11 protein-coding genes and 1 other annotated feature are annotated in these 13,251 nt (G+C 34.9%); of the genes, 4 read left to right on the forward strand and 7 right to left on the reverse strand.

The genetic code is table 11. From position 1 onward, the window contains the following. Nucleotides 1–305: 305 nt before the first annotated feature. Together AC1RPN_RS00005 and tyrS are read right to left on the reverse strand one after the other, a co-directional pair. Nucleotides 306–2,348: a cation:proton antiporter gene (locus AC1RPN_RS00005; RefSeq protein ID WP_481761136.1), complete on the reverse strand. Its 2,043-nt coding sequence runs from the start codon at nucleotides 2,346–2,348 to the stop codon at nucleotides 306–308. After that, complete coding sequence (tyrS, locus tag AC1RPN_RS00010) at nucleotides 2,348–3,604, reverse strand: tyrosine--tRNA ligase (RefSeq protein WP_481761135.1); 1,257 nt, start codon at nucleotides 3,602–3,604, stop codon at nucleotides 2,348–2,350. Before tyrS ends, AC1RPN_RS00005 begins: the two co-directional genes overlap by 1 nt. A 57-nt stretch (nucleotides 3,605–3,661) precedes the next feature. After that, nucleotides 3,662–3,863 (reverse strand) — a binding site (T-box leader). Nucleotides 3,864–4,026: 163 nt separating this feature from the next. Between tyrS and AC1RPN_RS00015 the strand changes: the two genes are divergently transcribed. Together AC1RPN_RS00015 and spxB are read left to right on the forward strand one after the other, a co-directional pair. Then, the gene (locus tag AC1RPN_RS00015) at nucleotides 4,027–4,974 is read left to right on the forward strand and encodes an NADP-dependent oxidoreductase (RefSeq protein ID WP_481761149.1); all 948 of its coding nucleotides are present in this window, start codon (nucleotides 4,027–4,029) and stop codon (nucleotides 4,972–4,974) included. Nucleotides 4,975–5,117: 143 nt separating this feature from the next. Beyond that, a complete protein-coding gene (gene spxB, locus AC1RPN_RS00020) occupies nucleotides 5,118–6,857 on the forward strand; it encodes a pyruvate oxidase (RefSeq protein WP_481761134.1) in 1,740 nt (579 codons plus the stop codon). 136 nt (nucleotides 6,858–6,993) lie between these two features. Here the strand turns inward: spxB and AC1RPN_RS00025 are convergent, their stop codons facing one another. The 4 genes from AC1RPN_RS00025 to AC1RPN_RS00040 form a co-directional block, all read right to left on the reverse strand. Further along, entirely contained in the window at nucleotides 6,994–7,968 is a 975-nt protein-coding gene (locus tag AC1RPN_RS00025) for an aldo/keto reductase (RefSeq protein ID WP_481761133.1), read from the reverse strand. A gap of 418 nt (nucleotides 7,969–8,386) precedes the next feature. Continuing rightward, nucleotides 8,387–8,707: a carboxymuconolactone decarboxylase family protein gene (locus AC1RPN_RS00030; RefSeq protein ID WP_481761132.1), complete on the reverse strand. Its 321-nt coding sequence runs from the start codon at nucleotides 8,705–8,707 to the stop codon at nucleotides 8,387–8,389. 17 nt (nucleotides 8,708–8,724) lie between these two features. After that, nucleotides 8,725–9,132, reverse strand: coding sequence for a cupin domain-containing protein (locus tag AC1RPN_RS00035; protein ID WP_481761131.1), 408 nt, complete (start codon nucleotides 9,130–9,132; stop codon nucleotides 8,725–8,727). 39 nt (nucleotides 9,133–9,171) lie between these two features. Further along, nucleotides 9,172–9,615, reverse strand: a complete 444-nt coding sequence (locus AC1RPN_RS00040; protein WP_481762400.1) for a MerR family transcriptional regulator — start codon at nucleotides 9,613–9,615, stop codon at nucleotides 9,172–9,174. Between the two features lie 251 nt (nucleotides 9,616–9,866). Between AC1RPN_RS00040 and AC1RPN_RS00045 the strand changes: the two genes are divergently transcribed. Together AC1RPN_RS00045 and AC1RPN_RS00050 are read left to right on the forward strand one after the other, a co-directional pair. Next, nucleotides 9,867–10,838 carry an ABC transporter ATP-binding protein gene (locus AC1RPN_RS00045; RefSeq protein WP_481761129.1) on the forward strand — a complete coding sequence of 324 codons (972 nt, stop codon included), beginning with the start codon at nucleotides 9,867–9,869 and terminating at the stop codon, nucleotides 10,836–10,838. After that, nucleotides 10,826–12,340, forward strand: a complete 1,515-nt coding sequence (locus AC1RPN_RS00050) for an ABC transporter permease/substrate-binding protein (RefSeq protein WP_481761128.1) — start codon at nucleotides 10,826–10,828, stop codon at nucleotides 12,338–12,340. The genes AC1RPN_RS00045 and AC1RPN_RS00050 overlap by 13 nt, the downstream gene beginning before the upstream one ends. A 64-nt stretch (nucleotides 12,341–12,404) precedes the next feature. On the opposite strand, the gene yidA is transcribed toward AC1RPN_RS00050, so the two are convergent. Beyond that, the gene (gene yidA / locus AC1RPN_RS00055) at nucleotides 12,405–13,214 is read right to left on the reverse strand and encodes a sugar-phosphatase (protein WP_481761127.1); all 810 of its coding nucleotides are present in this window, start codon (nucleotides 13,212–13,214) and stop codon (nucleotides 12,405–12,407) included. Nucleotides 13,215–13,251: the final 37 nt, after the last annotated feature.

Raw genomic sequence — 13,251 nt, forward strand, 5'->3', positions numbered from 1 at the left:
TGTTCAGTTTTCAAAGATCTACTTGGTTGCTTTTGACAACTTTTATATCATATCAAGGATTTCGTTAATTGTCAAGATTTTTTTTAATTAATTAACTGGTCACATTTGAATTAGTTGTTTACTACTGAGGCAACGTTTATTACTTTACCAAGAATAATGACCTTCGTCAAGCCTTTATTTAAATTAAATCTAAAAATATTGATGTAATCGTATACATCTGTACTTTTAATTACTTTATAGGTCTTAAATAAAAAAATAATTTCAAAAATAGACTATTAATCCTGATTTTTGAAATTATTTTTTATTTAATGTTCAACTAATAGTTGCTGCATTTGTAGTGTTTGCGCCTGATTTATTTCATCATACAACTTATTAGCAAGTTGCTCGTTAATTATTCCTGCTATATATTGTGTTTGAACATAATTATATTCTAATTGAAATGCTTGAATAAATAAATCTACTGATATTTTTTCATTCTCTTCGTAATCTCTACGAAAGTGTCTTTGTCGATCTTCGATAAATCTTTCAACATTCTGAATATCATCTAGTTGTCCATGTGCATTAGCCAAACGTTCTTTTGTTAAATCATGTAAATATTGTTCAATTACTTCATGCAATTGATTCTCCAAGTCCCATAATAATGATCGGAAATCATTGTGTATTTGCATTTTTTCTATATTATCTTTAGCCCATTGTTTCCTGGCCTTACTTCTCTGTCCACGAGTTATTTGCCCATGGCTAATATGCCACGCTTCATGCCTAACCTGATGTTCTACTGATCGAATGATTCGATTAACACTTAATCGTTGTCCACCATAATCTGTATCCAAAATTTTTCTGTACGTACTGAGTACTCGGGCAGGATAAATTTCTTTTATCTCATTACTATTTAAAAATTCATCTTCAATTTCATTAATTTTTTTAAATAATTCTTGATGTTTATCATACCCTTGAATATCATTAAACCCTTTTTGTGATTGTAATTGTTGAATCACCGCGTATCTCACATCGTTAGATTGAATACGTTCTGTTAAATGTAAACTAGCGTAATCAATCATTTGTATTCGTGAAAAATTTAATTCTTCTTTATTAAATGATAACTTTTTAGCTAGTAAGATTTTAGGCAACACTAATGCTGGTGTTATCATACTTAATAATATGACAGTAGTTGCAATGATTAAAATTTCTTCTCGATACGGAAAAGCCCGTCCATTTATTAACATTGGTAATGAAAATGCCATTGATAACGTGATTGTTCCGTGTACCCCACTCAACCCAAAAACAAATGCATTTTTTCGTCTTTTTTTTGATTTTGAAGGACCGAAAAAGGCAGCAATATGTGGTTCTTTTCCAATTAATGCCCAAGTGTATCGGATACCAATCATGACTACATAGATTATCAAACCCAGACTCAACAACTCAAACGACTGACTCGTTCCAAGTTTAATCAGTGCCCGGAAAATTTCAGGTAAACTAATTCCCAATAAAATAAATACAATACTGTTAAGCATTGCGGTCAACGTATCCCATATTGTTGACGAAACTAACTGGACACGTGTTGCAGTTAATTTTAAACGCTCGGATTCAATATTATGAACAATCCCTGCAGTTACAACAGCAATAATTCCCGATGTCCCTAGACTTTCCGCCAATAAATAAACAATAAATGGTGTTAACAACGCAATTGGAATAATCGTTAATTCTGGTGAAGTTACCCTCTTATTAAAATACGTTCTAACGATAACTAAGATTCCACCTGCCATAACCCCAACTACAATACCACCAACTGCAACAAAAATAAATTGAAATAATCCGCTATAGATGGAAAATGTTCCTTTTTCCATCACAGATAATGCCAAATTTAACATCACTAATCCACTTGCATCGTTAAATAATGATTCGTATTCTAAGGCAGTATTAACCCCTGAATCAAGTTTTGATGCTGATGTTAAGGATTTTACTGCTATGGCGTCAGTTGGTGTCACAATCGCAGCTAGTGCTATTGCAAGTGGCAATGTCCATCGAACTTCTAATCGATTCGCTAACAACCCTACTATTACAACTGTAATAAGCGCTAAAACTACTGATAATAAAAGTATCGCATGAAAATTTTTACGGATCCCCCTAACAGATGTTTTTTGCCCATCATTAAACATAAGTGGTGCAATAATGAATAACATAAAATATTCTGGTTCTAATTCGAAATTAGCCATGACTGGTACTAATGACAACAACAGACCAATTACAATAAGAATAAAAGCATCTGGTATTTTAGGAAGAATTTCGTGAATTACATTTGAAATAATAATCCCCGCCACAAGAAAAGCTATTACATAAAATAGTGCCATTATGCGTTAACGCGTCCTAACCAATATTTCTTTTTACCACGACGAATAATCACAAATTTGCCATCAAATTCTGTAGCAGGATCAATCATAAAATCTAAATCTTGAATTTTTTCACCATTAATACGAATAGCCCCGTTAGTGATATCTTCACGTGCTTGTCTTTTTGATGATTCAATTTTTGTATTTACTAATAACTCAACAATATTCTCTGGTTCTGCTGCTAATTCAACAGAAGGCATATTTTTAAACCCCTGTTCAATTTCACTCGTCGTTAATTCTTTCACTTCGCCTGAAAATAAAGCTGCAGAAATATGTTCGGCTTCAATTACAGCTTCTGGACTATGAACAAATTCTGTTACTTCTCGTGCTAAGCGGCGTTGTGCTTCACGTTTTTCTGGAGCTGTTTCAACTGATTTTTGGTATTCAGCAATCTCATCTGACGTTAAGAATGTGAAAAATTTCAAATATTTCACAACATCCCGGTCGTCTTGATTTAACCAAAATTGGTAGAATTCATATGGTGTTGTTTTTTCTGGATTTAACCAAACTGCGCCACCAGCTGTTTTACCAAATTTAGTACCATCAGCCTTAAGCATTAGTGGAATTGTTAGCCCATATGCCTTTGTGTCTGAACCTAGCTCTTTATGAATAAGATCAATTCCTGCAGTAATATTCCCCCATTGATCAGCCCCACCAATTTGTAATTGAACATCATGGTGCTTGTGTAAATGTAGGAAATCAACTGATTGTAAGATTTGGTATGTAAATTCCGTGAATGAGATACCAACTTCCAAACGACTTGCAACAACATCCTTTGCGAGCATGCTATTTACATTAAATAACTTACCGTAATCGCGTAAGAAATCAAGCAAGCTAATTTTTGATAACCAATCATAGTTATTTACAATTGAAATATTTGAATCTTGTCCAAATAATTTGGTCATCTGTGCAGTGAGAGCTTGCTCATTATGATGAACTTGGTCCATCGATTGCAGCACACGTTCAGATTTTTTACCACTTGGATCACCAATTGAACCTGTACCACCACCAATAATGATGTATGGATGATGTCCTGCTAATTGAAATCTTTTCAACATCATAAATGGAATTAAGTGTCCGATATGCATACTATCCCCTGTTGGATCAACCCCACAGTATAAGCCAATTGATTTTTCAGACGTTAGTTCACGTAACCCATCTTCGTCTGTCGTTTGATTAATTGCGTCGCGCCATTCTAGTTCGTCAATAATATTCATTTCTGTTTCCTCCTATATAATATAAGTATAAAAAAATCCCTGATATCTAAAAAAGATATCAGGGACGAATTAATTTCCGCGTTACCACCCAAGTTATTATCTACATAATATAGTAGCTAATCGCTCAATCATCGTTAACGAGATGAATCGTTGTTAGCTCCATAGCGTACTTCACTCATCGATAATTCCTGATTTCCAGCGACCACCAGGTTTCTTTAAAATTGATCGATAAATTACTGAACTACTTCATCACTTATAGCTATAATATACGTAAATAAAGTCTAAATGTCAATTTTAACCATAAGAATATTAATACTATAAAAGAGTGTCTTGATTGCATTCTATTTCGTTATTCGATACAATTCACTTACAAATTAAAAGTAACTGGAAAGAAGAGGAATCCGATGACAGAAAAGAAAATGATGTCAGCCGTTGTAATTGATGAATTTGGCGGACAAGATAAACTTAAACAACGTGAAGTAGCTATGCCTGAAATGACGGCGGATCAAGTAATTGTTCAAGAAAAAGCAGCTGGAATTAATCCAATTGATTGGAAAACGCGTGAAGGCTTTTTACAAGGTATGCTTAACTGGCAATTTCCTATTATTTTAGGTTGGGATGTGTCGGGTGTTATCACAGAAGTAGGCGCTAACGTAACCGATTGGAAAATTGGTGATGAAGTCTTCGCACGCCCTGCCACGACTCGTTTTGGTACTTACGCCGAATATACTGCTGTTGATGCTAATTTGCTTGCACCAAAACCTAAAAATATTAGCTTTGAAGAAGCTGCTGCTGTTCCTTTAGCTGGTTTAACTGCATGGCAAGCCCTTTTTGATCATGGTCATTTAGAAAAAGGTGAAAAAGTCTTTATTCATGCTGGTTCAGGTGGCGTTGGCTCTTTCGCTATTCAACTTGCTAAATCAGTTGGTGCTTACGTTATTACCACAACTAGCTCGAAGAATATTGATTTTGTTAAAGGACTTGGCGCTGACCAAGTCATTGATTACCATGAAACTGATTTTGCGGAAATCTTAAAAGATATCGACCTTGTAGTTGATACAATCGGTGGTGACGCACAAGAAAAATCAGTTAATATCTTAAAACATGGCACAGGTCGTTTAGTTGCTATTACTGGGATGGATTCTGAAAAAACAGCAGGTCTTGCTGAAGCAAGAAATGTGACTTTTGATTCAATTTGGTTGGACCCAAATGGTGAAGAATTAACTAAATTAGCTGATATGCTTGAAGATGGCACTATAAAAGTGACCTTAGATTCAGTTCATGAATTCTCTGCAGAAGGTGTAGCAGAAGCTCACGATCGTAGTGAATCTCATCATGCACTTGGTAAAATTATCGTTCGTTTTAAATAAAACCCTATTTAGGTAGTTCAGACTTTTTTGTCTGAACTACCTTTTTTAATTACTAAAAGTAAGTGCTTTCACTGGTGTTAATTCATTGGTAGATTTATACTATCCTTGTAGAATAAAATTTTTCAAGAAGGAGATTTACTATTATGCCAAAAAAAATTAATGCATCAGATGCCATGCTCAAAGTTTTAGAAGATTGGGGCGTTAAAACCGTCTATGGGTTGCCAGGTGGTTCATTTGATTCAACAATGAATGCACTACATAATCGTAAAAATACAATTAATTATGTACAAGTTCGTCATGAAGAAGTCGGCGCACTCGCAGCAGTTGGTGAAGCTAAAGTAACTGGAAAATTAGGTGTTACTTTTGGTTCCGCTGGTCCCGGTGCTGTCCATCTATTAAACGGACTTTACGATGCTAAATATGATGGTGTTCCTGTTCTTGCCTTAGTCGGCCAAGTTGGTACACAAGTGATGAATACAAATTACTTCCAAGAAATGAATGAAAATCCAATGTTTGAGGATGTTTCTATTTATAACAGAACAGCTACTACACCCGAAAACTTACCCATTGTTGTTGATGAAGCTATCCGTCAAGCCTACAAATATAATGGCGTCGCAGTTGTCACAATTCCGACCGATTTAGGTTGGCAAGAAATCGATGACACCTTTGTTTCAACAGCCGCAACACACCAAGAACCTCTTTATCCGATGCCTCGTGATAAACAAATTCAAGATGCCTTAGATATTTTAACAACAGCTAAGACACCAATTATTTATGCTGGGAAAGGTGTTCGTGGCGCTGGAAAAGAATTAATTGAATTATCTGAAAAATTATCATTACCAATCGCAACAACTGCGCTTGCTAAAACAATTATTCCTGATGATTACAAAGCATACATGGGTTCTGCTGGACGAGTTGCTGGCAAACCCGGCGTTGACCTTCTTCGTGGCGCTGATGCTGTTCTTTTCATTGGATCTGATTTTCCATTTGGTGAATATTTCTTTTCTCCAGATGCTAAATTTATTCAGGTCGATATTGATTCTGAAAAATTAGGTAAACGTCATTCAGTTGATGTCCCTATTTTAGCCGATGGTAAGGAAACTTTAATCGCATTAAATAAGGCCGTTAAAACACCAGTTGCACCAACAAAATGGTACAAAGCTGCCATCGCTAACAAAGAAAACTGGATTAAATGGATTGATAGCTTTACTGAAGATGACAGTAAACCACTTCGTTTTGAACCAGTTTTCAATGAAATTAATAAAATTAAAGATGACGATGCAATTTTCCAAATTGATGTTGGTAATGTAACGATTGAAGCAATGCGTTTCTTACGTCTTGGTGAGAAAAATAAATTTACAACATCCGCATGGTACGCAACGATGGGGTATGCACTACCCGCAGCAATTGGGGCTCACTCTGCCTTTCCAGACCGTCAAGTTTTCTCAATTTCTGGTGACGGTGGTTGGACGATGGTCATGCAAGATGTCTTAACACAAGTTAAATACAACATGCCTATCATCAACGTTGTCTTAAGCAATCAGGAACTTGGATTCATCCGCGCTGAACAAGATGATAAACAACAACCACACTCAGGTATTGATTTAATTGATGCTGATTGGGGCGCAATTGCCAACGACATGGGAGCTAAAGGGTATACCGTCCGGACATTAGCAGAATTAAAAACTGCTTTTGCTGAAGCTAAAGGTTCAAAAGTGCCTGTTGTTATCGATGTTAAAGTAACTTCTGACCGTCCACTTCCTGTTGAACAGCTCATTATTGATCCTAAAACACAAGATCCAGATGCTGTTAAAGCTTTTGTTAAAGAATACCAAGCAGAGGGTTTAATTCCATTTCGAGAAATCCTTGAAAATCAAGATTAAATAGTTTTTATTTAATTGATGTATCTTAGCTTAATTAAGTTAAAATACATTTTTTATAGAACAAAAAAAGATATAAAGAGAACCCTTGGGATTGAATTTCATTTCAATCCCAAGGGTTCTCTTTATATACCTCTTCTTATTTCACAATTTTATCAATTTTTGCTAATTCTTCTGGTGCAAAATCCAAATGCTCTAATGCCTTTAAATTATCCTTTAATTGACTCACACGACTAGCACCAATAATAACCGACGAAACAGAATTATCTTTCAAATCCCAAGATAGCGCCATTTCAGCCAATGTCTGGTTGCGATTTTTTGCAATTTCATTTAATTCACGAACCTTTTTAAGTGTTGATTCAACTCTCTCAGTAGACAAGGTATCAAATCGTTTCACTCTAGAATCGTCTGGAATACCATTCAAGTAACGATCAGTCAATAACCCTTGTGCTAAAGGACTAAAAGCAACTGTTCCTATCTGCTCTTGTTTTAAAACATCTTTTAATCCATCTTCTATCCAACGATCTAATAAATTATATCTAGGTTGGTGGACAACGATAGGTGTATTTTTAGCTTTTAGTAATTGAATCATCTTTTCAGCTTCTGGTGCCCGATAATTTGAAATTCCAATATATAAGGCTTTACCTTGGCGAACGAGTAAATCCAAAGCTTCAGCTGTTTCTTCCAACGGTGTATCTGGATCTGGACGATGGTGATAGAAAATATCAACATAATCTAGCTGCATACGTTGTAATGATTGATCCATACTGGCAAACAAGTTTTTCTTTGAACCCCATTCGCCATAAGGACCTGGCCACATATAGTAACCTGCCTTCGTCGAAATAACCATTTCATCCCGGTAGGCACTTAAATCTTCACGTAAAATGCGCCCAAAATTCTTCTCGGCAGCACCATCACCGTAATTATTTGCCAAATCAAAATAAGTAATTCCATTATCAAATGCTGTTTCAATAATATCTTTTTGCGTTGCTAAAGGTGTCTCATCCCCAAAGTTCTTCCATAAGCCTAAGGCAATAGCAGAAACTTTTAATCCACTATTACCGAGGCGATTATAAATCATTTTATCATAACGTTTTTCATTTGCTTGATACATTAACTATCTCCTCCTAAACTAATTACAAATTATATTATAGCGCTTTCACGTCTGCTGGACAATCATTTAATGTTACTTAAAATTCGCTTATCTTATTAATTTGTGCCACTATTATTAGGTAACTGAAGGAGTTGAGTCCATGTTTAAAAAAATAAACGATTATATAAATGTCCATTATATTAAAACATTCATCTTAACGTTAGCTATTGCAACCATAGTTAGAGTCATTGTTGCATTTTTCATAAATAAACACTTTTTGAATGTAGAATTTATTATTGCCGCGATTACGATTGTTATAATTTCACTTTTAATCAGACAAGACCTCAAGAAATAATTAGGTAAGCAAAAATACTGACTCGATACTTTTGACAAAGTACGGAGCCAGTATTTATTTAATTCATGTCCCACTTTTAAATAATTAGTCTTCAAAAACATCTTTTGCAATATTAAATGCAGACCAAGCTTTAGGCCAACCAACGTAGAAAGATAAATGTGTGATAATTTCAGCAATTTCTTCCTTCGTAATTCCATTTGTTTTGCCAATTGCCATATGTGCTGGCAATTGTTCAAAGTTACCACCTGAAATCAAAGCTGAAATTGTTATAATACTGCGTTGATGTGCTGGTAATTCACTTTCACGTGACCAAACTTCACCAAATAAAACATCATCATTTAATTCTGCAAATTTAGGTGCAAATTCGCCTAAGTTATCGCGACCTGCTGTTTGTTTCTTTACCATAATATAATATCCTCCTATTAATCTTTTAATTTACCGTACGTTTCGTCATCAACAGCTTCTAACCATTCAGGTGTCCCTGCTGTAATAGCAACATGTGAGAACCAACTATCTTTTGTAGCACCGTGCCAATGTTTAATCCCGTCTTTTGTGACAACAACATCACCAGCTTTTAAACGTCGTGCTTGTTGACCTTCTTCTTGGTACCAACCTTCACCGGCAGTGACCAATAATAGTTGGTAACCGTCGTGATGGATGTGCCAATTATTACGTGTTCCAGGTTCAAAACTAACATTTCCAACACCAACGTTTATATCTGGATCCGCCACTAACATGTCTAAATAACTTTGACCAACAAAGAAATCTTTATATGCTTCATTTTTTTCACCTATTGGAAAAAGACCGTTTTTAATTTGTTCCTCATTCATTATAATTACCTCACTTTATTTTATACGGTTAACCTAGCGTTAATCGTATATCGCGAATTGTTCTAGATACTTTTCAAAACTAATATCTTCTGACACTTCGTTTCCATTTGTTCTGTGTGAAACTTTTCTGTCATACCAATCAATTTTATGAGAAATAATTTCAATATTATGCTGTAATTCTACCATTTCAGACAGTGCATTTTCTTTTACCTTGCTGAGCATCTCGCGTCGTTCTTTAATGGTTGCATCACCTTGTGCTCGTAGTTCAACGTATTTAGTTATTTCATTAATCCGCATCCCTGTCCCTTTAAGATGAAGCAAAAATCCTACCCATTTAATATCATGTTCCGTGTAATAACGTAAGCCTGCCGAATTACGGTGAGGCTTAATTAAGCCTTCTTTTTCATAGTAACGCAATGTAAAACTTGATAACCCAACTAATTTAGCAAACTCACCAATTTTATATTGTTGCTCATTAGTCATTCAATCGCCTCCTTCAATAGTTTCTATTAAAACACTTAGAGTTGACTCTAAGTCAAGCTTTTCTACATATTATTTTTAATATTAAGGCTTACTCCATCCATCAATTCAGACCGTTCCTACACTAAAATTTAATTCCAACATTTTAAAACAAAATCTTTGCTTAATAATTTTCATTCATGTAGAGTTACATCGAAATAGTTACCATTTCCAGATATATTACATATAAAATAAGAAGAAATGAGGGTTAGCTTTTGTTAGATTTCAAACACATAAACAAAACATTCAAAACAGTTACCGTATTAAACGACTTAAACTTACATATTGATACAGGGGAACTTTTTGTTCTTGTTGGCCCTAGTGGTAGTGGTAAAACGACAACTTTAAAAATGATTAATCGATTAATTGAGCCCACCTCGGGTACTATTAACTTTGAAAATCAAAATATTGATCAGATTCCGTTACATACTTTACGTTCACAGATTGGCTATGTCTTACAGCAGATTGCTTTATTTCCTAATATGACAGTTGCTGAAAATATCAGCTTATTACCAGAATTACAAAAATGGCCTAAAAACAAACAAAGAGAACGTGTCGATGCCTTATTAACACGTGTTGGTTTACCGCCTGAAGCATATCGTAAGAGAATGCCTAGCGATTTATCCGGTGGCGAGCAACAACGAATTGGTATTTTACGAGCAATTGCAACTAAACCAAAATTAATTTTAATGGACGAACCATTTAGTGCGCTGGATCCTATCTCAAAAAAAACATTACAAGATATCGTCATCGATTTACATGAGGAACTACACAATACCATTATTTTCATTACGCATGATATGTCTGAAGCTCTTCGCCTCGGAACTCGTGTTGGTGTTATGCATGATGGCAATCTCATTCAAGTTGGTACCCCTGACGAAATTAGAAATGCACCAAAAAATGATTTTATTTCAGAGTTTTTTGGGTTAGACGTATCCAACACGCAATTTAATTTAGCTGAAATGATTCAAAAATCATTTAGTCTTCCAATTGATGAACTCGCTAATAATCACGTCACCTCAACTCAAACAACATTTAAAGAACTCATATCTCTACTTTCTAAATATACAATTATAAATGTTAAAGATAACGACCAGAATCTCATTGGTGCAGTTGATGCCCAATGCTTAATTCGTTATGGTGCAAGCATGTCTGATAGCGAGGTGGATGACCAATGGCAAATTTAATAACAACTTTTAAAATGCACCGTGCTGATTTATGGACCGCTATTCTTCAACATCTACAGATATCATTAATTTCATTGCTGATTGCAACCATCATTGCCGTCTTTTTAGCAATTTGGTTAGCACAGCATAAAAGAGCAGCAGAAATTATGTTGCAAATTACCAGTGTTTTACAGACAATTCCTTCACTCGCGCTGCTAGGGCTATTAATTCCACTAGTCGGAATTGGAACACTACCTTCAATTATCGCATTAGTTGTTTATGCTTTACTGCCCATTTTTCAGAACACATATGCAGGTTTAACTGGTATTGATCCATCATTAGAAGAAGCCGCAACTGCATTTGGTATGACACGTGCGCAAAAACTTATTCGATTTGAATTACCCTTAGCTATGCCACTAATTATTTCAGGCATTCGTATTGCGCTTGTTCTAATTATTGGAACCGCAACACTAGCTGCTTTAATTGGTGCTGGCGGGTTAGGAACATTTATTTTGCTGGGAATTGATAGAAATGATATGAGCTTGATTATTATTGGCGCGTTGAGTTCTATTATTCTAGCTATTGTTTTCAGTGTTTTAATCCGGCAATTGCAGAATTTAAAGATAAAAACAATTACCATTATATTAATTACTTTAGGATTCCTATTTGCTGTTGGTGCCACAATCAATACTTTCACACATCAGAAAAAAGAATTAGTCATTGCTGGTAAAATGGGGGCAGAACCTGAAATTCTAATTAATATGTATAAAGATTTAATTCAAGAAGACGACGCCAATATCAAGGTTACTTTAAAACCAAATTTTGGTAAAACGAGTTTTCTATACTCTGCATTAAAATCTAATTCAATCGATATTTACCCAGAATTTTCAGGTACGGTACTTGAAGAGTTAGTAAAATCACCACTCAAAAGTACAAATGAAAATAAAGCCTACCAGCAAGCAAAAACCGAAATTAAAGTTAAATCAGATTTAGATTATTTAAATCCGATGGCTTATCAAAACACCTATGCTGTCGCTGTCACTAAAGACTTTGCAACTAAATACCATCTATCAAAAATTTCTGATTTATCACGAGTATCTTCAAAAATAAAGGCAGGCTTTACGCTTGAGTTTCTAAACCGTGATGATGGTTACAAAGGGTTACAAAGCAAGTATCATTTGTCATTTAACACTAAATCTTTTGAACCAGCACTTCGCTATCAAGCCATTGTGAATGGTAATGTAAATTTAGTTGATGCCTATTCAACTGATAGTCAGCTCGTCAAATATAATTTGGTCACATTAAAAGATGACAAGTCTTTATTCCCACCTTATCAAGGCGCCCCACTTGTTGCAAAGGGCATCTCACAAAAATATCCATCCATCAAAAAAAGTTTAAATAAATTAACCGGAAAAATTTCTGATACAGATATGCAAAAAATGAATTATCTAGTTGATGTTAAAAATGTCCCAGCAAGTACCGTCGCACACGACTACTTAACAAAGCAACATCTTTTAGACTAAATAAAAAGTTTGGAATCTCGCTAACCTCATGCGGACTCCAAACTTTTTTATATTTTATCGTTATTTAACCTACATAACGTTCTAATGCAACCGCAACACCATGATTAACGTTCGATTCTGTTACATAAGTTGCTGCTTCTTTTAATTCAGGAATGGCATTTCCCATCGCAACAGTCGTTCCGGCTACGGCAAACATCGTTAAATCATTATGTTGATCTCCCATTGCCATAACTTCTTCTTCTTTTAATCCCAGTTCTGCAATTAAATCTGTTAATGCATTTCCTTTATTAGCTTTTTTATTCAAAACTTCTAAAAATTCTGGCAAACTACGTACAACATAATAACTATCATCAAATATTTTTTGAATATTAATCATCTGTGCGTCTAAAACTTCAGGTTCATCCACAAACATAATTTTAGAAACGGTTAAGTCCCGTGACATTTCCTCTGGATTTCGTACAAATAATCCTTCATTATTTTCAGCTGCTTGAATAACGGTCACACGACCAACATCTTTATTAGATGTATAAATTCGGCTCTCATCATCTAAAATATTATAATGAACATTTAATTCATAACTTAATTTATCTGCAGCTATATACTCATCAAAGGTTAACGTATGTTGCGCTAGACGTTTTCCACTTACTGTTTCAATAATTGCACCGTTGTAGGTAATGACATATTGGTCATCCCCACTAATCCCTAATTGTTCAAGAAATCCAACCACACCAGCTAAAGGTCGTCCCGTACAAAGGACAACCTTAATTCCCTTTTGTGTCACTTTTTTGACGGCATCAATTGTTTCTTTTGCTAATCTACCCTCTGGATTTAGTAACGTATCATCAATATCTATTGCAACTAGTTTAATTCCCATAGTAATCTCCTCATTTTAAATGATTAAAAAAAGGCAG

This window comes from Dellaglioa sp. CoH-57-MRSF-20, assembly GCF_056781955.1.

Bases quoted from the DNA above. Each gene is read 5' to 3' on its own strand.
- yidA (WP_481761127.1), bottom strand. From the start codon at position 13,214: ATGGGAATTAAACTAGTTGCAATAGATATTGATGATACGTTACTAAAT.
- spxB (WP_481761134.1), top strand. From the start codon at position 5,118: ATGCCAAAAAAAATTAATGCATCAGATGCCATGCTCAAAGTTTTAGAA.
- tyrS (WP_481761135.1), bottom strand. From the start codon at position 3,604: ATGAATATTATTGACGAACTAGAATGGCGCGACGCAATTAATCAAACG.
- AC1RPN_RS00035 (WP_481761131.1), bottom strand. From the start codon at position 9,132: ATGAATGAGGAACAAATTAAAAACGGTCTTTTTCCAATAGGTGAAAAA.
- AC1RPN_RS00030 (WP_481761132.1), bottom strand. From the start codon at position 8,707: ATGGTAAAGAAACAAACAGCAGGTCGCGATAACTTAGGCGAATTTGCA.
- AC1RPN_RS00050 (WP_481761128.1), top strand. From the start codon at position 10,826: ATGGCAAATTTAATAACAACTTTTAAAATGCACCGTGCTGATTTATGG.
- AC1RPN_RS00015 (WP_481761149.1), top strand. From the start codon at position 4,027: ATGTCAGCCGTTGTAATTGATGAATTTGGCGGACAAGATAAACTTAAA.
- AC1RPN_RS00040 (WP_481762400.1), bottom strand. From the start codon at position 9,615: ATGACTAATGAGCAACAATATAAAATTGGTGAGTTTGCTAAATTAGTT.
- AC1RPN_RS00025 (WP_481761133.1), bottom strand. From the start codon at position 7,968: ATGTATCAAGCAAATGAAAAACGTTATGATAAAATGATTTATAATCGC.
- AC1RPN_RS00005 (WP_481761136.1), bottom strand. From the start codon at position 2,348: ATGGCACTATTTTATGTAATAGCTTTTCTTGTGGCGGGGATTATTATT.